Source organism: Frankia sp. ACN1ag (assembly GCF_001414035.1).
In the GTDB taxonomy this organism is placed as follows: domain Bacteria; phylum Actinomycetota; class Actinomycetes; order Frankiales; family Frankiaceae; genus Frankia; species Frankia torreyi.
Window position 1 is genome coordinate 1 of sequence record NZ_LJPA01000038.1, and the last position, 20,098, is coordinate 20,098.

General features: G+C 75.0%; 13 protein-coding genes and 5 pseudogenes. 7 read left to right on the forward strand and 11 right to left on the reverse strand.

The features are described from left to right. The 5 genes and pseudogenes from UK82_RS40180 to UK82_RS42115 all read right to left on the reverse strand — a co-directional run. A pseudogene (locus UK82_RS40180) lies at positions 1-262 on the reverse strand (polyketide synthase); the annotation flags it as partial. 1 nt (position 263) lies between these two features. Then, positions 264-616: pseudogene (locus UK82_RS40185) on the reverse strand (beta-ketoacyl synthase N-terminal-like domain-containing protein); the annotation flags it as partial. Positions 617-674: 58 nt separating this feature from the next. After that, positions 675-2,629: pseudogene (locus tag UK82_RS40200) on the reverse strand (acyltransferase domain-containing protein); the annotation flags it as partial. A 1-nt stretch (position 2,630) separates the two neighbouring features. Next, positions 2,631-4,522: pseudogene (locus UK82_RS40205) on the reverse strand (type I polyketide synthase); the annotation flags it as partial. Between the two features lie 402 nt (positions 4,523-4,924). Then, entirely contained in the window at positions 4,925-5,689 is a 765-nt protein-coding gene (locus UK82_RS42115) for a kelch repeat-containing protein (RefSeq protein WP_313949839.1), read from the reverse strand. Here UK82_RS42115 and UK82_RS42120 point away from each other — a divergent pair. The 4 genes and pseudogenes from UK82_RS42120 to UK82_RS25730 all read left to right on the forward strand — a co-directional run bounded on the left by UK82_RS42120 (position 5,682) and on the right by UK82_RS25730 (position 10,806). Beyond that, positions 5,682-6,182: a hypothetical protein gene (locus tag UK82_RS42120; protein ID WP_313949840.1), complete on the forward strand. Its 501-nt coding sequence runs from the start codon at positions 5,682-5,684 to the stop codon at positions 6,180-6,182. The genes UK82_RS42115 and UK82_RS42120 overlap by 8 nt on opposite strands. A gap of 629 nt (positions 6,183-6,811) precedes the next feature. Continuing rightward, the coding region (locus tag UK82_RS25725; protein WP_236706440.1) for an ABC transporter ATP-binding protein at positions 6,812-8,285 on the forward strand (1,474 nt) is incomplete at its 3' end. 1 nt (position 8,286) lies between these two features. After that, positions 8,287-8,737 (forward strand): annotated as a pseudogene (locus UK82_RS40210) (ATP-binding cassette domain-containing protein); the annotation flags it as partial. A gap of 221 nt (positions 8,738-8,958) precedes the next feature. Further along, on the forward strand, positions 8,959-10,806 hold the full coding sequence (locus UK82_RS25730; RefSeq protein WP_052681132.1) for an MDR family MFS transporter: 1,848 nt from the start codon (positions 8,959-8,961) through the stop codon (positions 10,804-10,806). Between the two features lie 5 nt (positions 10,807-10,811). Here UK82_RS25730 and UK82_RS25735 read toward each other — a convergent pair whose 3' ends face one another. From UK82_RS25735 to UK82_RS25745, 3 genes are all read right to left on the reverse strand, one after another. Beyond that, on the reverse strand, positions 10,812-11,933 hold the full coding sequence (locus UK82_RS25735; RefSeq protein ID WP_236706441.1) for a lysylphosphatidylglycerol synthase transmembrane domain-containing protein: 1,122 nt from the start codon (positions 11,931-11,933) through the stop codon (positions 10,812-10,814). Continuing rightward, positions 11,933-13,351: a glycosyltransferase family 4 protein gene (locus tag UK82_RS25740; RefSeq protein WP_370657188.1), complete on the reverse strand. Its 1,419-nt coding sequence runs from the start codon at positions 13,349-13,351 to the stop codon at positions 11,933-11,935. Before UK82_RS25740 ends, UK82_RS25735 begins: the two co-directional genes overlap by 1 nt. Positions 13,352-13,586: 235 nt before the next feature. Further along, positions 13,587-14,402 (reverse strand): mycofactocin-coupled SDR family oxidoreductase, encoded by an 816-nt coding sequence (locus UK82_RS25745; protein WP_044885685.1) that lies wholly within the window; start codon positions 14,400-14,402, stop codon positions 13,587-13,589. A gap of 199 nt (positions 14,403-14,601) precedes the next feature. Here UK82_RS25745 and UK82_RS25750 point away from each other — a divergent pair, with 199 nt between their 5' ends. Together UK82_RS25750 and UK82_RS25755 are read left to right on the forward strand one after the other, a co-directional pair. Beyond that, a complete protein-coding gene (locus UK82_RS25750) occupies positions 14,602-15,237 on the forward strand; it encodes a TetR/AcrR family transcriptional regulator (RefSeq protein WP_044885686.1) in 636 nt (211 codons plus the stop codon). Positions 15,238-15,515: 278 nt separating this feature from the next. Further along, positions 15,516-16,229 (forward strand): TIGR03086 family metal-binding protein, encoded by a 714-nt coding sequence (locus UK82_RS25755; RefSeq protein WP_055409841.1) that lies wholly within the window; start codon positions 15,516-15,518, stop codon positions 16,227-16,229. Here UK82_RS25755 and UK82_RS25760 read toward each other — a convergent pair. Continuing rightward, a complete protein-coding gene (locus UK82_RS25760; RefSeq protein ID WP_055409892.1) occupies positions 16,214-16,648 on the reverse strand; it encodes a hypothetical protein in 435 nt (144 codons plus the stop codon). The two genes, UK82_RS25755 and UK82_RS25760, sit on opposite strands and share 16 nt — an antisense overlap. 293 nt (positions 16,649-16,941) lie before the next feature. On the opposite strand from UK82_RS25760, the gene UK82_RS25765 reads away from it, so the two are divergent. Next, positions 16,942-17,151, forward strand: coding sequence for a DUF4236 domain-containing protein (locus tag UK82_RS25765; RefSeq protein ID WP_044885689.1), 210 nt, complete (start codon positions 16,942-16,944; stop codon positions 17,149-17,151). Between the two features lie 17 nt (positions 17,152-17,168). On the opposite strand, the gene UK82_RS25770 is transcribed toward UK82_RS25765, so the two are convergent. After that, the coding region (locus tag UK82_RS25770) for a PP2C family protein-serine/threonine phosphatase (protein WP_236706442.1) at positions 17,169-18,086 on the reverse strand (918 nt) is incomplete at its 5' end. A gap of 296 nt (positions 18,087-18,382) precedes the next feature. After that, positions 18,383-19,888: an amidase gene (locus UK82_RS25775; protein WP_055409843.1), complete on the reverse strand. Its 1,506-nt coding sequence runs from the start codon at positions 19,886-19,888 to the stop codon at positions 18,383-18,385. Positions 19,889-20,098: the final 210 nt, after the last annotated feature.

The window sequence follows — 20,098 nt, forward strand, 5'->3', positions numbered from 1 at the left end:
TGCCGAAGGCGGAGACGGCGGCGCGCCGGGGTCGGTCGGGGGTGGTGGGCCAGTCGGCGGGTTCGGTGAGCAGGGTGACGGTGCCGGGGGACCAGTCGACGTGGGGGGTGGGCGCGTCCACGTGCAGCGTCGCGGGCAGGCGGCCGTGCCGCAGCGCCTCCAGCAGCTTGATCACGCCGGTGACGCCGGCGGCGGCCTGGGTGTGGCCGATGTTGGATTTGAGGCTGCCGAGCCGGAGGGGGCGGTCGGCGGGGCGGTCGGCNCCGTAGGTGGCGAGGATGGCCTGGGCTTCGATGGGGTCGCCGAGGGTGGTGCCGGTGCCGTGGGCCTCGACGGCGTCGACGTCGGCGGGGGTGAGGCCGGCGGCGGCCAGGGCCGCGCGGATGACCCGCTGCTGGGACGGCCCGTTCGGCGCGGTCAGCCCGTTGGAGGCGCCGTCGGAGTTCACCGCGCTGCCGCGGACCACCGCGAGCACGCGGTGACCCAGCCGGCGGGCGTCGGACAACCGCTCGAGCACCACCACGCCGACGCCTTCGGCCCAGGCGGTGCCGTCGGCGGCGGCGGCGAACGGCTTGCACCGCCCGTCCGGGGCCAGCCCGCGCTGGCGGGAGAACTCNNNGAACATGCCCGGCGNNGNCATGACGGTGACNCCGCCCGCCAGGGCCAGGGTGCANTCCCCGCCGCGCAGCGCCTGGGCGGCGAGGTGGATCGAGACCAGCGACGACGAGCAGGCGGTGTCCACCGTCACCGCCGGGCCCTCCAACCCCAGGGTGTAGGCGATCCGGCCGGAGACGACCGAGGTCAGGCTGCCGGTGAGCACGTAGCCCCCGTAGCCGTCCGGCGCCTCGACGAGCCGCGGGCCGTAGTCGTGCGGGGTGACGCCCGCGAACACGCCGGTGGCGGTCCCCCGCAGCGTGACCGGGTCGATCCCGGCCCGCTCCAGGGCCTCCCAGGACGTCTCCAGCAGCAGCCGCTGCTGAGGGTCCATCGCGGTCGCCTCCCGCGGGGAGATCCCGAAGAAGTCCGCGTCGAACTCGGCGGCGTCGGGCAGGAACCCGCCGTGGCGGGTGTAGGAGGTGCCCGGCCGGGTGAGGTCCGGATCGTGCAGGGCGGTGAGGTCCCAGCCGCGGTCGGTCGGGAACGGCCCGATCGCGTCCACCCGGGCTTCCAGCAGATCCCAGAGCTGCTCCGGTGAGCGCGCGCCGCCCGGCCAGCGGCCCGCGGCCGCCACGATCGCGATCGGCTCGTCGCCCGATCGGCCCGGACCGTCCGGCCCGGTCGCTCCGACGACCGCGGCCGGCTGGTCGGTGCCGGTCAGCGCCGCGCGCAGGTATCCGGCGAGGCGTCGCGGGGTCGGGTAGTCGAAGGTCAGCGTGGTCGGCAGCGCGACCCCGGTCGCCGCCGCCAGCCGGTCGCGGAACTCCACGGCGCTCACCGAGTCGAACCCGAGGTCGGCGAAGGTCCGGTCCGCCTGCACGCTGCCGGCGGTGTGACCCAGCACGATCGCCAGGCTCGCGCCGATCACGTCGATCAGCACCCGGTCGGCCTCCGGCGCGGGCAGCCCGGCCAGCCGGCGGGCGAGCGCGGAGCTCGGGGCCGCGCCGCCGGCCGCCGGCGGTGTGCCGGGTCCGGCGTTCGCGTCCGTCGGCCGCGTGCCGGGTCCGGCGTTCGCGTCCGTCGGCCGCTCGGGCACGTCCACCTCGAAGGTCCGACGCTGGAACGGGTAGGTGGGCAACGGGACGCGCCGCGCCCGCGCCGGGTACGCCGCGGCCAGGTCCACCGCGCCCCCGGCGACGTGGACCTCGGCCAGCGAGCGGAGGAACCGGTGCAGCCCACCGTCGTCTCGGCGCAGCGTCCCGACCACCGCGGCCGGTGCCGCGCCGCCGCCCGAGGCCGAACGCGCCGCGTCCTCGACGATCGCCCGGATGCCGCCGGTCAGCACCGGATGCGGGCTGACCTCGACGAACGTCCGGTGGCCGGCGGCCAGCGCGGCGCGCACCGCCGCGTCGAAGCGCACCGTCCCGCGCAGGTTCGCGTACCAGTAGCCGGCGTCGAGCCGAGACGTGTCCACCGCCTCGCCCGTGACCGTCGAGTAGAACGTGACGTCGCCCGATCGCGGCGTGATGCCCGCCAGCAGGTCCAGCAGCGGTGCCTCGACGGCCGCCACCTGCGGCGAGTGCGAGGCATAGTCCACCGGGATGCGCCGCACGTCCACGCCGTCCGCGGCGTAGCCGGCGATGAGTTCGTCCAGTGCGGCCGGGTCGCCGGAGACGACGGTCGACGACGGGCCGTTCACCGCCGCCACCGCCAGCACGGCGTCCGGGCCGCCGAGGCGCTCGAGCACGGCCGCCGCCGGCAGCGGGATCGACGCCATCGCCCCGGTCCCGGCGAGCTCCCCCAGCACCCGGCTGCGCCGGGCCACCACGGCCGCCGCGTCGGCCAGCGTGAGCGCGCCGGCCAGGTGGGCGGCGGCGATCTCGCCCTGGGAGTGCCCGATCACCGCGTCCGGCCGCACCCCGTACGAGCGCCACACCGCCGCCAGCGCCGTCATGACGGCGAACAGCGCCGGCTGCACCACGTCCACCCGGTCCAGCGGCGGCGCGCCCGTGGCCCCGGCTAGCACGTCGGGNAGCGACCAGTCGACGTGGGGGGCGAGCGCCTCGGCGCAGGCGGCGATCCGCTCCGCGAACACCGGCGAGGTGGCGAGCAGCTCGCGGGCCATGCCGGCCCACTGCGACCCCTGCCCGGGCAGGACGAGCACGACCCCGCCGCGGTCGGCGGCGCCGTCGGGCGGGCCCGTGACGAGCGCGGCGTCCTGCTCGCCGTCGCGCAGCCGGCGCAGGGCGGTGAGGAACTCCGCCGGGCTGGTGGCGACCACGACCGCCCGCCGTTCGAAGGCCGTGCGGGTGGTGACCAGGGAGTGGCCGACGTCGACCGGGTCGAACGCCGGCCGCGGCGCGGCGGGGGCGGCCCCGTTCGTGCCGTCCACCGGCTCGGACCGGTCGGCCGGCGGCTCGTGATCGGCTGGCGGCTCGTGGGCGGCCGGCAGTTCGTGGGCGGTCAGCAGGTCGTACAAACGCCCGGCCTGCGCGCGCAGCGCGGCCTCGTCGCGGCCCGACACCGGCCACGGCAGCGCCTGCGCTGCCTCGCCCGGACCCGCCCCGTCCGCGATCTCGGCCGGCGGGGTCTCGGCCGGCGGGGTCTCGGCCGGCGGGGTCTCGGCCGGCGGGGGCTCGGCGACGATGAGGTGGCAGTTCGTCCCGCCCATCCCGAACGAGCTCACGCCGGCGACCAGCGGCCGGTCCCCGGCCGGCCAGGAGCCGTGGTCGGTGTGCACCCGCAGCCGCAGCTCGTCGAACGCGATGTCGGGGTTGGGGGTGGCGAAGTTGAGGCTCGGCGGCAGCTCCCGGTGCGAGATCGCCAGCACCGTCTTGAGCAGGCCGACGATGCCGCTGGCACCTTCGAGATGACCGACGTTCGTCTTTGCCGAGCCGACGTGCAGCGGCGCGTCGGCGGGCCGTCCGGCGCCGAACGCGCGACCCAGCGCGGTGGCCTCGATCGGGTCCCCGACCGGCGTGCCCGTCCCGTGCAGTTCCACGTACTGGATGTCGCGGGGCTCGACGCCCGCCGCCCGCGCGGCCTGGCGCAGGACCCGAGCCTGGCCATCCTCGCTGGGCAGGGTCAGTCCGTCGGTGGCGCCGTCGCTGTTGACCGCGCCGCCGCGGATCACCGCGTGGATCGTGTCACCGTCCGCGAGGGCGGAGGAGAGCCGCTTGAGCAGCACGATGCCGCCGCCCTCGCCGCGCACGTACCCGCTCGCCCGCGCGTCGAAGGTATAGCAGCGGCCGTCCGGGGACAGCGCACCGAACCGGTCGGCGGCGTCGGTGCTGTCCGGCACGAGGTTGAGCTGTACGCCGCCGGCGAGCGCGAGGTCGCACTCGCCCCGGCGCAGGCTGTCCGCCGCGAGATGCACGGCCACCAGCGACGACGCCTGGGCGGCGTCCACCGTCAGACTCGGGCCGCGCAGGTCCAGGGTGTAGGAGACCCGGTTGGCGATGATCCCCCGGCTCTGCCCGGTGAGGGTGTGCCGGGTGACGGCGCCCGGGCCGGCGCGCAGCACCCGGGTGGCGTAGTCGCTCGTGATCGCGCCGACGAAGACCCCGGTGCGGCTGCCGGCCAGCGTCGCCGGGCGCAGGCCGGCCTCCTCGACCGCCTCCCAGGCGAGCTCCAGCACCAGCCGCTGCTGCGGATCGAGCTGCGCGGCCTCCCGCGGCGCGATGCCGAAGAACTCCGGCTCGAATCCGTAGACGTCGTCGAGGTGAGCGCCGAAGGCGGCGCCGAGCCGGCGGGGAACAGCCGGGTCGCGGTCGACCGCGTCGCCGCCGGCGCGCAGCAGGCGCCAGAACGCCGCCGGGTCGGGCGCCGCGGGCAGTCGGCACGCCAGGCCCACCACCGCAATCGGGTCTCCCGCTCCCCGGGGGGTGTCGTCAGCGTTCGCGGACACGGCTGATCCACTGCTCATCGCTGGGGCGCTCCTCGTCGTGAACGTTCAGACCCCCGACGCGCCGCCCTCGGACGGCACATTTCTCGGAACGTCTGCCAGCGTAGGAGCACGGACTAACAACTGACTTTAGATCCGCTAAAGGTAATTTCCGTCGTACGGTTACGGGAATTTTCGGGCTACTGAGGGAACGGCTTCCGCGGTGTCGTGACAATCATTCACGGAAGGACCTGTCGGCCGGTTTTCCGGCGGCTTCACGAATACCCGCCCGGCCGCCGCGGAATGCGTCCGTTCCCGCCGCGTCCGTCCCCGTCGTGGAATGCGTCCGTTCCCGCTGCGGCCGACCGGTCGCGCGGCTCGTGGTTGCCGCCGGGTGGGGCGGCCGGCGCCGTGCCGACCGCCCCACCCAGGTGGGTCGGGGACCTACTCGCTCAGGGCCCCCACCGTGTCCAGGACGTCACCGCCGGCCGTGCCGCCCAGCACGTACACCCGGCCGTCACCGCCGGTGGTCGCGGCGGCGTCCGCCCGCTTGGCGGCCGCACCCGTGGGGCCGGCGGTCCACTGGTCGTCGTCCGGGGAGTAGACCTGCACCGCGTCGGTGACGTCGCCACCCGCGTCCCGGCCGCCGACGACGTACACCCGTCCGTCCGGCCCGGTGGCGCCGGCGGCCTGGGTCACCCCGGTCGGCAGGTCGGACACCTGGGTCCAGGATCCGCTGCCACCCGTGCCGGGCGTGTAGGCGTACACGCCGGATGAGGCGCGGCCGGTCGGGCCGCCACCCGCCGCGCTGCCACCGGCGGCGAGGATGCGGCCGTCGGGCAGAGCGGTGAGGACCGGTGCCGTGACGGGGGTCGGCGGCGCATCCGCCGTGGTCCAGCTCGCGGCGTCGGGGTCGTAGATCGCCAGCGTGTCGCCGTCGAGGACGTAGATCTTCCCGTCGGTCGCGCGGGTCGCCCGCGGCTCACCCATCGGCTTGGGCAGCGCCGTCCCGCTCGTCCAGGTGCCGCTGGACGGCGTGTAGACCTCGACGGTGTCCGTCGGGTCGTTCCCGGCACCGGATCGGCCACCGATCGCGTAGATCCGGCCGTCGGTGCCGGTCGCCGCGGCGAGATGCGTCCGCGGGGTCGGCAGGCCGGCCGCGTCCGTCCAGGCCTTCTTGCCCGGATCGAAGACCTGGACGGTGCCCACCGGCGCGGCGGCCGCGCCGGGCGCCGCACTCGGCGAGCCGGTGCCGGTCGGCGACCCGCTCGGCGTGGCCGACGACGGGGTGCTCGGCGTCACCGACGACCCGCCGGTGGGCGAGGAGGTGTCGGTGGACGAGGAGGTGGCGGTGGGCGAGTCGGTGGAGGGCGGTGCGCCGTTGCCGCCGGGCGCGTTCGGCGCGTTGGACAACGGGCCGAACGTCGGTTCTCCGGTCAACGCGCCCGGGATGATCGTCGAGGTGGTGGTCGGACCGCCCGCGGGCGCCGTCGGCGACCCCGTCCGGGTCGAGGTCGGCGTTGAGGTCGGCGTCGAGGTCGACCCAGACGAGGTCGAGGTCGAGGTCGGGGAGGGAGTCGAGGTCGGGGAAGCAGAGGCGCTCGACGGGGAGGCGCTCTGGGTGGGCGAGCCGGTGGCCGAACCCGACGCGCCGCCGGCGCCGCCCGCGACCCCGGCGGTCTCCTGGCCGCCGATCGCATAGATCCGCCCGTCGCAGCCGGTGGTGGCGGCGAGGTGGGCGCGGGGAGCGGGCAGGGCGGTGACGGTCTGCCAGCTACCCAGCGGACCGGCCGTCGACGGGTAGGACGGGCAGCCGCCGCCCGCGGGGCTCGAAGCGGCGGAGCTTGAAGCGGCGGAGCTTGAAGCACCGGGGCTCGTGGTGGCGGCGCTCGCGGTGGCGGGGCTGCCCGTCGGCCCCGGGCCGCCCGGGGCGCCGGTCGGTGTCGCGGCGGCGCCCGTGCCGAGCAGGCCGGGCGAGGCGAGCGCCGCCGTCAGGGTGGCGGCCAGGACGAAGGTGCGTGACGGGCACCGACGTGACGTGCGGGACCAACTCATGGGTTCCCCCTCTTCAAGCCCGCGTCCGCGGACCCGACCGGCGGGTGGATCGCGTGGATGGATGGCGTCGCGGGGCCGGACGGCCCGAGCGACCGGCTGACCGGGCTTGTCGTGGCCGTGGGAACCAGCCGGGTGGGCAGGGGCGTCCGTGCACAGAACAGGCTACGGATTGTGTTCCCTCTGTTTCAGAATGTAAGCTGCCCGTCGCGGGTGGTTGTGGTGAGGCCGCCTCGGGCCGCCCGAGGCCCGCCGCCCGCGGCCGCATAGCCTCTCCCCGTGCCCAGCCAGCCGCCGCCCGTCCCGTCGAGAGTGACTGTCCTGCACGCCCGCGTGCTCGCCCGGCTGACCGGCGCGGCCGAGGCCCGGCGCAGCGAGCGCTTCTTCGCCGACCAGGGGCGGGTCGTGGCCGCTCTCGTCGGCCTGTCCGTGCTCGGGTCGGCGGCGGTCGCCGCGGGGCCGTTCATCCTGCGCCACCTCATCGACACCTCGCTGCCGACCGGCCGGGTGCGCGACCTCGCCGTCCCCGTCCTGCTGCTGTGCGCCGTGCTGGTGTTCGAGTCGACCGTGCTGTCCCTGCGGATGGCGCTCATCGCCCGGCTCGGCGGGGTCGTCTCCGTGCGCATCCGCCAGACCGTCAACGCCCACCTGCAGCGGCTGCCGTTCGCCTTCTTCCCCCGCAGCCAGCAGGGCGAGGTGATGACGGTGATGTCCTCGGATGTCCTGGCCGCCCAGAACGCGATCTCCGCGACCGTGCAGGCGGTCATCTGCCGGCTCGCGGACATCGTCGTCGGCACCGCCGTCGTCTTCGCGCTGGACTGGCGGCTCAGCCTCGCGGTAATGGTGTTCGCCCCGGCCACCCTGGTGATCATCCGGTCCGGGCGGCGCCGCCTGGCCGCGCTGTCGCAGCGCCAGCGGGAACTCGACGGCCAGCTCATGGCGCAGGTGTCCGACACCGCGTCGGTATCCGGGGCGCTGCACGTGCGGCTGTTCGACCGGGTCGACTACGAGCTGCAGCGGTTCGACGCGGCCGGCGCCGAGTTGCTCGCCGCCGCCCGGGAACAGGCCCGGCTCACCTCCCGGGTCCGGTTCCTGGTCAATCTCGGCATCGTCGCGACGATGACCGCCGTGGTCACTCTCGGCGCCTGGCTGGTCTCCTCCGAGCGGACGACGCTCGGCACGGTCGCCGCCCTCGGCGGCGCGTTGCTGGTGTCGTTCGGCCCGCTGTCCTCCGCCGTCGACCTGCGCTCCGAGCTGGCCGGCGCCGGGGCCTCCTTCCGTCGGATCTTCGCCCTGCTCGACGTGCCCGAGGACGAGGCCGCAACGATGCTCGCCGGGCCGCCGACCGCCATCGCCGTGCCCCGGCCGCTGGCCCCGGCCCCGAGCTCGGGCGTGGGTGCGGCCGCGGTACCGGTGGGCCTCGACCTGGCGCTCGACGAGGTGTGGTTCGCCTACGACCAGGCCGTGCCGGAGCCCGCGCGGGCGGCGGACGCCGCGGCGCGCGAGCGCCCCGGCCCCGACGACCCGTCCTGGAACCTGCGGGGGGTGACACTGCGGGTCGCGGCTGGGACGACCACGGCCGTCGTCGGCGCCAGCGGCGCGGGCAAGACGACGATCGCCTACCTCGCCAGCGGGGTGCACCGCCCGCAGCGAGGCCGGGTCCTGCTCGGCGGCGTGCCGCTCGACGCGATCCCGCCGGCCCGGCTGCACGCGGCGATCGGCGTGGTCCCGCAGGATCCGCACCTGTTCCACGNCACGATCGCGGCGAACCTCCGCTACGGCCGGCTGGACGCGACCGACGACGAGCTGCGGGCCGCCCTCGACGCGGCCAGCCTGTCCGCCCTGCTCGACCGGCTGCCCGAGGGGCTGGCGACCCGGGTCGGCGCGCGGGGCTACCGGCTGTCCGGCGGCGAGCGCCAGCGGCTCGCCATCGCCCGCGTCCTGCTGCAGTCGCCGCAGGTGCTGGTTCTCGACGAGGCGACGTCCGCGCTGGACACCGTCTCCGAGGCCGCGGTCCGCACGGCGCTGGACCGGCTCGCCGTCGGCCGGACCTGCCTGGTGATCGCCCACCGGCTGTCGACGGTGATCGACGCCGACCGCATCTACGTCATGGACCACGGCCGCGTCGTCGAGGACGGCACCCACCGCGACCTGCTTGCCGACGGCGGTGCCTACGCCCGCCTCTACCGGCCGAGCGCCGTGTGACCGGCCGGGCCGGGATCGACGGTGCGGTCGACGATGCTGTCCCGTGCCGGGTCGTGGGACGGCGGGCCCCGCGCGGGGCAGGATGGCCAGAAGCGTCGTGGGCGGAACGTGGTTTAACGCCCGCGGGAGGAGCATTCCGGTAGTGGATCCGGTGCGGCCGTCGCCGTCGTGGCACTCCGCCGACCCGGACCGCGACCGGCAGGTCGAGAGGAGACACCCGCATGACCTCCACTGCCGGGAAAGCCACTGCCGCCGGTGGCATGGATGCCGCCGGTGGCACGGACGCCGCCGGTGGCATCGACGCCGGTGAAACCAACGCCGCCGGGCCCACCGCGCACGGCGGCTACTCGCACCGCCAGATCATGGTCATCCTCTCCGGCCTGCTGCTGGGGATGTTCCTCGCGGCGCTGGACCAGACGGTCGTCTCCACGGCGATCTACCGGATCGGCGAGAGCCTGCACGGGCTGACCGCGCAGGCGTGGGTCACCACCGCCTTCCTGATCACCTCGACGATCGCCACCCCGCTGTACGGCAAGCTGTCCGACCTGTATGGGCGCAAACCGTTCTTCCTGTTCGCGATCGCCGTGTTCATCACCGGCTCGGCGCTGTGTACCTTCGCGACGTCGATGTACATGCTCGCCGCGTTCCGGGCGGTGCAGGGCATCGGGGCCGGCGGCCTGTTCTCGCTCGCCCTGGCGATCGTCGGCGACATCATCCCGCCGCGGGAGCGGGCGAAGTACCAGGGCTACTTCATGGCGGTGTTCGGCACGTCCAGCGTCCTCGGACCCGTCGTCGGCGGCGCGCTGGCCGGCCAGGACACGCTGCTCGGCGTCGCCGGCTGGCGGTGGATCTTCCTGATCAACGTGCCGATCGGCATCGGCGCGCTCGTCGTCGTCGCGCGGGTCCTGCACATCTCCCACGAGCGCCGCGAGCACCGCATCGACTACCCCGGCGCCCTGACGCTCATCGTCGCCCTGGTGCCGCTGCTCATCGTCGCCGAGCAGGGCCGCGAGTGGGGCTGGGGCGCGGGCTCCTCGCTGGCCTGCTACGCGATCGGGCTGGTCGGCATCGCCGCGTTCGTGGTCGCGGAGCGGCGCGCGAAGGACGATGCCCTGCTGCCGCCCCGGCTGTTCCGCAACGGGGTCTTCGCCGTCGGATCAGCCCAGTCGGCGATCATCGGGATCGGCATGTTCGGCGGGATCACCCTGATCCCCCTCTACCTGCAGCTCGTCAAGGGGAACTCGCCGACCAAGGCCGGCCTGCTCACCCTCCCGCTGGTCCTGGGCATCATGCTGCTCTCGCTCGTGGCGGGACAGATCACCGCGCGGACCGGCCGTTACAAGATCCTGCCCGTGATCGGCTCGGCGCTGCTCGTCGTCGGGATGCTGTTGCTGTGGCGGCTGTCGGCCGACAGCAGCCTCGTCTACGTCGATCTGGCGATGTTCGTCGTCGGCGCCGGGCTGGGCCTGAACATGCAGACGATCGTCCTGGCGATGCAGAACGCCGTGCCGCCGCGGGACATCGGGGTGGCGACCTCCTCGACGACGTTCTTCCGGCAGCTCGGCGGCACCCTCGGCGTGGCGGTGTTCCTGTCGATCGTGTACTCGATCGTCGGCTCCCGGATCACCTCCGCGTACGCGGACGCGCGCGGCACGGCGGCGTTCGACGCGGCCGCGCGCAGCCATCCCGACCAGCTCAAGGTGCTCGGGTCGGCGTCCTCGGGTGGCTCGGGCAGCCTCAACGACACCTCGTTCCTCCACGGACTCGACCCGGTGCTGACCCACCCGTTCAAGGCCGGCTTCACCGAGGCGATCACAGTCGCCTTCCTGGTCGGTGCCGCCGTGCTGGTCCTCGCCTTCGTGCTGTCCCTGCTGCTCAAGGAGGTGCCGCTGCGAGAGACCGGCGCGGCCTTCGCCGACCAGCCGGCCGCGCCGGACGGGACCGCCTCCCCGGCCCCGAGCGGCACCGGTCCCGAGGCCGCGGCGGCCGGTCCCGAAGCTGCGGCGGCCGGTCCTGAGGCCGCGGCGGCTGGTCCCGCGCGGTCCGACGGTCCGCGCGTCGGCGGCTAGCCCGCTTACAAGTGGCCGCGGCGGACCATCAGCGCCAGCACGCAGGCCGAGGGTGCCATCGGTAGCCACACGGTGACCAGCCGGTAGCCCAGGACCGCGGCGAGCGCGACGGCGGGGGACTGCCCGGCGGCGATGATCGCCGCGGTGAGGGCCGCGTCCAGCGAGCCGAAGCCGCCCGGCGAGGGGACCAGGGCCGAGGCGGCGCTGGCGGCGAAGTACAGCGCGAAGACCGCCCCGACGCCGAGCGGGAGGTGCAGCGCGCGCATGATCGCCCACAGGGTCGCGGCGTGTAGCAGGGGGATGGCCGCCGAGCCGCCCCACAGCAGGGCCGCCCGGCTCGGCGAGCGGATCGTGGAGCGCATCGACCGTAGCTGGTCGACGACTCGTGCCCACACCCCGTGCGCCACCCGGCGGGCCGCCGGTACCAGCCAGCCCAGCAGCGCGGCGACGGCGACGGCCGCCGCGGCCACCGCGACGCCCAGGGCCACCGGGCCGCCGTCCGGCAGCCGGGTGGAGTCCACCGGCAGGAATCCGCCGGCCAGCAGGACGGCCAGCACGGCGAGATGGGTGGTGACCCCGGCGGTGGCGTCGAGGCCGACCGCCGTCAGGGACTCCCGCAGGGAGAAGCCGTGCCGGTGCAGGAAACGCAGCTTCACCGCGCCGACCCCGAACCCGGCGGGCAGCACGTGATTGGCCACGCTGCCCGCCACTTGGGCGGCGAGCAGCCGGCGGACCGGCAGCGACCGCGGCACCGTCCCCTGCTGGCAGGCCGCGCCCGCGACCCAGGTGAGCTGGGCGACGGCGACCGCGCCCACCAGCCAGAACGGATGGGCGCTGGCCAGCGCGTCGATGCCGGTCCGCACGGTCGACCACGACCGCACCAGCCACACCGCCGCCACCAGCGGCGCCGCGCAGGCCAGCAGCGGGCGAACCAGCCAGAACCGGCCGCGGCGGGGCGCGACGGCCACCGCCACGGCGCCGCTCGGGCCGGCGAGGACGAGGTCCCCGCCCGGCACCACGGGCGCGGCTGCCCCGGTCCGGGCGATGACCGCCGCTGGGGCGGCGTCGAGGGTCGCCAGGGGCAGCGCCCCGCCGCCCACTGCCGCCGCCTCCGGTGCCTGGCGCATCACGGTCCTCCCGTCCTGGCGTCGGCGTGGCTCTGGCCCATGTCGACCCGGTCTGCCCCGGTGCCGTCCGGGATGACGCCATCCGGAGCGATGCTCCCCGACATGTTCTCGTCGAGGGCTCCGCGACGCGCCCGTGACAGTTCACCCGAGTGTCGCGTGACCGCGTCGAGATCGGAACCCGAGCCGCCCGCGAGCAGCCCGGCGAGGCGTCCGGCGAGCCCGCCCCAGCTCCAGGCCTCGCGCATCCATTCCCGCCCGGCCAGGCCCATCCGAGCGGCCCGGTCGGGGTCGTCGAGCAGCTCCACGACGGCCCGGGCCACGGCGGCGGTGTTCCGGCCGTCGACGACCTCGCCCGTGCGGCCGGGCAGGACGACGTCGGGCGCGCCGCCCTGGGCGCCGGTGATGACGGGCAGCCCGCTGGCCGCCCCCTCCAGGGAGGACAGGCCGAGTCCCTCCAGGTCCAGGCCGAGCCAGCGGGTGCGAGACGGCATGGCGAACACGTCGGCGGCGTCGAGGTAGGCGGGCAGCTCCTCCTCACCGACCGCGCCGGCGAAATGCACCTCGTCGGCCACCCCCACCTGTCCGGCGAGGCGGCGCAGCCGGCCCTCGGCGGGTCCCTGCCCGACGAGCAGCAGCCGGGCCCCCGGATGGCGGCGCCGCACGGTGGTCCAGCCGCGGATGAGGGTGTCCTGCCCCTTGCGCGGCACCATTCGGGCCACGCAGATCACGACCGGGCGGTCCGACCAGCCCAGGGCCCGGCGGATGTCGGCCCCGCCGGCGCCCGGCCGGAAGCGGCGGGTGTCGACGCCGCCGGTCAGCCGCGCGAGGGTGGTGCCCGGCGGGGAGACGGCGACCAGCCGGCGCCGGGTGAACGCGGTGAGGTACGTCAACACGTCGGCGCGGGCGGCGACGGTGCGCACGAGCGACCAGCCCACCGGCAGCCGGGACCAGGCGACCTCGTGCCCGTGGCTGGACGCCACCACCCTGGTGACGCCCGCCTCGCGCAGCGTCGGGCCGAGCACCCCGTACGGCGCGGCGGTGGGGAACCAGACGGCGTCACAGCCCTCGCTGCGCACCAGCGAGCGCAGCAGGCGCCGGGACCGCGGCGAGGTGAGGATCCGCTCACCGGCCCGGACCACGGGGAAGGGCAGTGTGCGGTCGAACTCCTCGGCGCCGGGCGCCGCCGGCGCGACGACGACGACCCGGTCGGCGGGCAGGCCGGCGGTCAGGTGACAGGCGAACGTCTGGATGCCGCCGAGGACCGGGGGGAACTTGTCCGCCACCACCAGCGTCCGCGGCAGGTCGACGGCACCCGCGGGGCCGGTCGACCGGGAGCCGGGCGGCGCCGCGGGTGCGGGCACGATGCCCGCCGGCGGCGCGGACTCGTCCGGCCCCGCCGGGCGGGGAGTCCGCCTCACGCGGCGTCCGGCCAGCGCAGTTGTGCGGCATGCGGCGGGGGGTGGCAGGCGTCGTCCCGTTCGACGGGCAACGACGGCAGTCGGCGACCATCCATGAGGGGAGATGATTGCAGGCGGCCGGTGTGAGCTGGATGAGTGCCGCGAATGGGATGCGCCCCGCGGCGGTGGGCTGGCGGGCTGTGGCGTGGCGTGGCAGGTCGGGCGGTGGTGGACGGGCTCGCGTGGACGGGCTCGCTCAGCGCACCGCGAAGCCGGCGTCGATCGGCAGCGCGACGCCGGTGACGTACTTCGCGGCGTCCGAGACCAGCCAGGCCACCGTGTCGGAGATGTCCTCGGGCTGGAGGATCTCGATGGGCAGCGCGTTCTGCATCGCGGCGGTGGCGTTGTCCGACTCGGCGAGCAGCTTCGCCATCGACTCGTTCATCGTCATTCCGGTGGCGACGCCGGTCGGGTGGATGGTGTTCACCCGGATCCAGTGCTTGGCCAGGTCGTTCGCGAGTACCTGCATGAGCCCGACCAGGCCGCGCTTGGCCGCCGTGTACGCCTGCGGGCCCGCGTCCGGACTGCCCGTCCCCTTCAGGCCCGCGCTGGAACTGGTCAGGACGATCGCCCCACCGCGGCCGCCCTCGATCAACGCCGGTAAGGCGGCCCGCACCGTCTTGAAGACGCCGGTGAGATTCGTGTCGATGACGTCCTGCCACTCGGTGAACGGGTCCTTTTCCGGCGACAGCCGGATGATGCCGGCGTTCGCGATGACGATGTCCACCCGGCCGAACTCGGTGAACCCCTCCTGGAAAGCGGCGGAGAGCCCGGCGAAGTCCCGCACGTCCGCCTGGCGGGCGACGATCCGCCCGCCCAGCTTCTCGACGAGCTCCACGGTTTCGGCGAGATCGGCCGCCGAGGCGTTCGGATAGTCCATCGACGCGATGTCGGCGCAGATGTCCACGCCGATGATGTCGGCCCCTTCGCGGGCCAGCCGCACCGCGTGCGCCCGCCCCTGCCCGCGGGCGACTCCGGTGATGAAGGCGGTCCTGCCGTCGAGTGTGCCCATCCGGCACTCCTTCCGGAAACTGAATTCCTGGCATCGGTGTAGCGCAGGTCACAAACGTTATTGCGGACACTGATCGTCCGCAAGGGCTGCCGCCGGCCGCCGCGCGATGATGGACCCCGGACGGCGGGTGACACCGCTGGCGGACGGCGACACCGCCGGCGGACGGGGACACCGCCGGCGGACGGGGACGAGGAGACCGATGGTGCAGACGACGACGGGGCAGGCCGTGCGCGGGCGGCCCCGGGATCCGGACCTGCAGGCGCGGGTCCTCGACGCGGCGTTGGCCGAGTACGCTCGGTCCGGCTGGGCGGGCTTCACCATGCACGCCGTCGCCGGGCGCGCCGGGGTCGGCAAGTCGTCGATGTACCTGCGGTGGCCGACCAAGGAACAGCTCCTGGTCGACGCGATCGACGCCTACACTCGCCCGCTCGTCGTTGACCACGACACCGGCTCGCTGCGCGGGGACGTGCTCGCCCTGGCGTCGAGCCTGCTGGCCCACTTCCTCGACCCGATGGGCTGGGTGACGGTGCGCATCGCCGTGGACGCCGCCGTCGAGTCCTTCGATCTGGGCGGCTTCCACGAACGGATCGTCACGAAGCACAACGACGCGGCCCAGCGCATCGTCGACCGGGCGATCGGCCGCGGCGAGCTGCCGGCGGGGGTCGACGGCCGGCCGCTGCTCGAGGGCCTGTTCGGTGGCGTGCTCATGCACGCGCTGGCGATGCCGCCCCACGAGCACGCCGCCGCCCGGGGCGCCCTCGCCGCGCACGTCACGCCGCTGGTCGACCTGCTGCTGCGCGGAGTCGGCCCGGCCGCGACCCCCACGGGGGGCTGACCCAGAACAAGGCCGCGGCGCCGCGACGCGGGCACCAGGCCGTTGGCGATCTCGGCGACCACACGGCGGTGCACCGGCGTGACGAGCAGGAACCCGTCCCCGCCGACGCTCCGACCTCACCCCCGGCGGGACCACCTGACCCGGACCGGGCGGTGCCGGTTGTGCGGCCGCACCGTCCGGGTAGGCACAGAGACAGGGCAGGACAGGGCGGGGCCAGCCGCGGCCCGGGCGCATCGGCTCGTGGGCTGTCGGCCATGCGGCGCGGAAGGAGCACGACGATGGTGGGCACGCTTACCGTCACGGAACGTCGCAGGTGGCTGGACTGGGCGCTGGACATCTTCGACACGCAGGTGCGGGCCGTGCCACCCGGGTCCTGGGCGGCGCCGACACCGTGCGGACAGTGGGACGTGCGGGCGCTGGTCAACCACCTCACCGTCGAACATCTGTGGGTTCCGCCGATGCTGGCCGGTCTCACCCGGGAGGACATCGGCACCCGGTTCGACGGGGACCAGCTCGGGGACGATCCGGGCGCGCGCTGGACGGTGACGGCCCGCCGCAGCCGGGACGCCTGGGACCGGCCGGAGGCCTGGGCGTCTATCCCGATGTTGTCGTTCGGACCCACCCCGGCGGACGAATACGCCTTCCAGCTCACCGCCGACCTGCTCATTCATGCCTGGGACCTGGCCCGGGCGATCGACGCCTCGGGCCGGCTGCCCGGCGACACCACGTCGGCGCGGACCGTCGGCAACAACCGCGAGCTCGTGCGCTGGGTCCACGACAGCCTGCGCCGCCAGATCGACGCCTGGCGAGTCGTCGGCATCTTCGCCACACCGGTCTCGGTGCCGGACGACGCCGACGAGTGGACCCGGCTGATCGCCCTCACCGGCCGCTCACCGCACTGGCAGCCCGGCCTCGACGCCGGCCAGCCTCTCGACGCCGGGCAGCCTCTCGACGCCGGTCAGCACCTCGACGGTGGTCAGCACAGGGGGTAGATGAGGATCGGTGCTCCCGCCCCGCCGGCCGCAGCGGTGGGCGGAGCCGAACAGCTACGCAGCGGGGCCGGGGTCGTCGGCGTGGGGGAGACGCCGCCGCCGGGCACCGGGTGTTTGACGGCCCCGGACGGTGCCGTCGGCGCCGGTTGCGGCGACGCCGCGAGGTCCGACGCCGCGAGGTCCGAGGACGGCCGCGTCGCTACCCCCGCGCCGTCGTCCGCGCCGAGGCGACCGATGGCCGCGGACAACGCCCTCGCCGACCCGGCCGAGCCGCCGCCGTCGCGCCCCCAGCTCACCTGCACACCGGACACCGCGATCAGGCCGCCGACCGCGAACGCGGCCACCGCGCTCATCACGACGACCAGCACGACGAGCAGCCGCAGGGTGCCGCGGTCCGGTGAGCCCGCCGCAGCGCTCATCCGCGCCCCCGGCGACCCGAAGCGCGGGCGGCCCGCGCCGCCGGTCCCGCGCCGGCGGGAAGGCGCCGGCATCGGGTGGCGATCTCGGCGTCCCTGCGCATGGGCCGACCGTAGCGGATCGAGCCGGTTGCGGTGGGACGGTGCGGCGCACGCTGCGGATGTCGGGCGAAAGACGATCCGTCGGATCGGTGCCGATTGATGGTTAGTCCGCGAAATTCGGGGAGACAAAGCCGATATCAGCGCCGCTCGTTCCTCGTCCGCTCCCTGCGACTGCCCCTTTCCGGAGGTATCTGATGGGCCTGCGATACACCCGCCGACCGCGGTACGGACCGTTTCACCTCAACGTCAGCGAGCGGGGGGTGTCCTCGGTCACGCTGAAGCTCGGGCGCGTCTCCTGGCGGGTCTGGTCGCGCAACCGCCGCGGCGGCCTGTCCAGCGTCGACCTGCCGGGGCCGTTCTCCTACCGGCGGGAGGGCCGCAGCCGCCGGCGGGCCGAGGGCTGATCCCGGCGGGCGCACCCTCAGTCGGCGGCGACCCGCGCGGTCGGGGCGGTCTTCGCGGTCGGGGCCACGATCGGGACGGGTTGCCGTTCGGCCAGCAGGATCGCGAGGTCGTCGTGCAGGGCCCCGCCGGCATGGGTTCCCACGGCGGCGATGAGCCGATCCAGAGCCTCGTCCTGGCCGCCGCCCCGTAGCAGGTCCAGGCGATCGTCCAGCGGGAAGAAGCGCCCCTGGGCGTCCCTGGCCTCGATCAGCCCGTCGGTGAACAGCAGTAGCCGGTCACCGATCTCCCAGTGCGCCGTCGTGACGGTGAACCGCTCGGCCAGCCCGAGCGGGGGGCTGGGCGAGCGCAGTTCCAGCGTCGCCGATCCGTCCGCCGAGACGAGCCGCGGCGGGTGATGGCCCGCCGAGCACATACCCAGCCGCCCGTCGGGATGGATGTCCAGGACGAGCGCGGTGACGAAGTCCTCGGGCCCGGCTTCGCGCCCCACCGCCCGGGCGCACGCCGCCGCCACCTGCTCGGGATCCAGCCAGGTCACCGCGGCCTCGCGGAAGGCGCCGAGCACCACCGAGGCCAGCCGGACCGCCGGCAGCCCCTTGCCCCGAACATCTCCGATGATCACTCGGATGCCGTTCGCGGTCGGCACGACCTCGTAGAGATCTCCGCCGACGGACGCCTCCTGCGCCGCCGACAGGTAGCGGGCGGCGAAGCCGGCCCCGTCGAGCTGGCCCGGGACCGCCGGCAGCAGCGCCCGCTGCGCGACCTCGGCGACGGCCTGGACGCGGTGCAGCTTCGAGCGCTGCCGGTCCCGGTACACGCAGATGTAGACCGCGATCGCGGACTGGACCAGGACCAGGATGATCGCGGCGATGTGCGGCTGCGTGCCGAAGCGGTGGTCCCAGAGCCCGGAGAGGATCGCCACGATCACCGTCAGTCCNCCGATGCCGGCGGTGATCAACGGTGGGCAGGCGGCGGCGAGGATCAGCGGCCCCAGGCCGAAGTACCCGGTCAGCGCGACGCCGGGTCCCAGGTCGACGACGAGCGCCAGCGTGAGCACGGCCGCCCCGGCGACGATCAGGCGCAGGTTCTCCGGCCCACCCACCGCATCGGCTCCTGCGGGCGCGGCAGGGTTCGTCCGGGCAGTTCGCATGGCTCATTCTCCCGAGCAGACCAGGCGTTCGACCACACACCCTCGCAACCCGGCCGTCGGGTGACGGAAACCTGCCCAGAAGGTCAGGCCGTAGGGACGGCGCGTTCGCCCGGGTGATGCAGGTGCCAGCGTTCGCTGTCCTCGAGCTGCGCGGCCAGGGAGATCAGCAGGGCCTCGCTGCCCGCGGGCCCCATGAGCTGGGCGCCGACCGGCAGACCGGCGGCGGTGCGCCCGGCGGGCACGTTGACGGCCGGCCAGCCCAGCACGTTCCACGGCCAGGCGAACGGGCAGGCCGCCACGATCGCCTGGTCGGTGGCCCAGTTGGTCTCCCGGTTGAGCTCGCCTACGCGCGGCGGGGGGGTCGCCGTCGTCGGCGCGAGCACCACGTCGATCCGGCGGAAGATCCGGCCGATGTTGAGCCGGGCCAGCGGCTCGGCCGCGCGGGTCAACGCCAGGAACGGGCGCAGCGCCCGGCCGGTCCGGGCGTTGGCCACGGTCCGTGGGTCCAGCAGGGACGGGTCCGGGACCCGTCCGGCCCAGTCGCGGATGCCGTCCATGGACCGCGGCAGGAAGATCGTCCCGAGCAGGCCGTAGGGCGGCTCCACCGGGACGACGTCGTGCCCGAGCCGGGCGAGCACCTCGGCCATCCGTTCCACCGCGGCGCGCACCGCCGGATCGAGGCTCGCCGGCATCCCGCTGTAGGGGCGGTGCAGCGACACCCCGATCCGCAGCCGGGGCGGGGGATGCCCGGCCGCGGACCGGAACGGCTCGACCGGCGCCGGCGCGGAGTCCCGGTCGACGGGCAGGCTGCCGGCCAGGACATCGAGCAGCAGGGCGCCGTCGGCGACGGTCCTGGTCAGCGGGCCGTAGACGGTGAGGCCGTTGAACTGCTCGCGCACGGGCGCGCTGGAGATGCGACCGCGCTGTGGCTTGATCCCGACGAGATGCGTCCAGGCGGCCGGGATGCGCACCGATCCGGCGCCGTCCGAACCGATCGCGCCGGGCACCAGGCCCGCGGCCACCGCTGCCGCCGCGCCGCCGGAGGAGCCGCCGGGGGAGTGGTCCAGATCCCACGGGTTGCGGGTCACCCCGAACGCCGGGCCCTCGGTGAACGGCCACTGCCCGAACTCGGGCGTGTTCGTCTTGCCGACGATGACAGCCCCGGCGGCCTTCAACCGCCGCACCATCTCGCTGTCCCGAGCGGCCGGGGGGAACTCGCCCGCGGCGCCGAACGCCGTCGGCAGACCGGCGATGTCCGTGTCATCCTTGATCGCGATCGGCACGCCGAGCAGGGGGCGGTGCCGGTCGGCCGCCGGTCCGCCGGGGCCGTGGGCCGATCCGCCCCGGCCACCGGCCGACCCGGCGGCGAGCTCCACGTCGGCCGCTGCCGCCTCCGCGAGTGCCTCGCGTACCCGTACCCGGCGGAAGGCGTTGAGCGTGGACTGGGTTGCCTCGATCCGGTCCAGCGCGGCCTCGACGAGCTCGTGGGAGGTCACCTCGCCCCGCGCGAGGCGGGCTGCGAGGGCGGCGACGCCGTCCAGCGGGCCGTCCCGCTCCGGATCGACGAGCATCCCAGGCGCGTCCGACATCAGCCACCCCCCTGCCGCATCGGGCCTTGCTGCCCGCACCGTAACCGACCGCGGACCGCTCGCCCCGCCTCTCGCGCGATACCTCCCATTGTCCGCCGTCGTTACCGGTTTGGCAGAGGCATGGGGAAGGGAAGGGTTTAGTGCACGTCACGTGAGATTCGGGTCATATCGCGCGTTGTCGGACACGTGATGCGAGGGACGCCGTATCAC

Coding starts and splice junctions, on each gene's coding strand:
- UK82_RS25775 (WP_055409843.1), bottom strand. CDS start 19,888: ATGTCGGACGCGCCTGGGATGCTCGTCGATCCGGAGCGGGACGGCCCG.
- UK82_RS25750 (WP_044885686.1), top strand. CDS start 14,602: ATGGTGCAGACGACGACGGGGCAGGCCGTGCGCGGGCGGCCCCGGGAT.
- UK82_RS25730 (WP_052681132.1), top strand. CDS start 8,959: ATGACCTCCACTGCCGGGAAAGCCACTGCCGCCGGTGGCATGGATGCC.
- UK82_RS25760 (WP_055409892.1), bottom strand. CDS start 16,648: ATGAGCGCTGCGGCGGGCTCACCGGACCGCGGCACCCTGCGGCTGCTC.
- UK82_RS25755 (WP_055409841.1), top strand. CDS start 15,516: ATGGTGGGCACGCTTACCGTCACGGAACGTCGCAGGTGGCTGGACTGG.
- UK82_RS25735 (WP_236706441.1), bottom strand. CDS start 11,933: ATGCGCCAGGCACCGGAGGCGGCGGCAGTGGGCGGCGGGGCGCTGCCC.
- UK82_RS25745 (WP_044885685.1), bottom strand. CDS start 14,402: ATGGGCACACTCGACGGCAGGACCGCCTTCATCACCGGAGTCGCCCGC.
- UK82_RS25765 (WP_044885689.1), top strand. CDS start 16,942: ATGGGCCTGCGATACACCCGCCGACCGCGGTACGGACCGTTTCACCTC.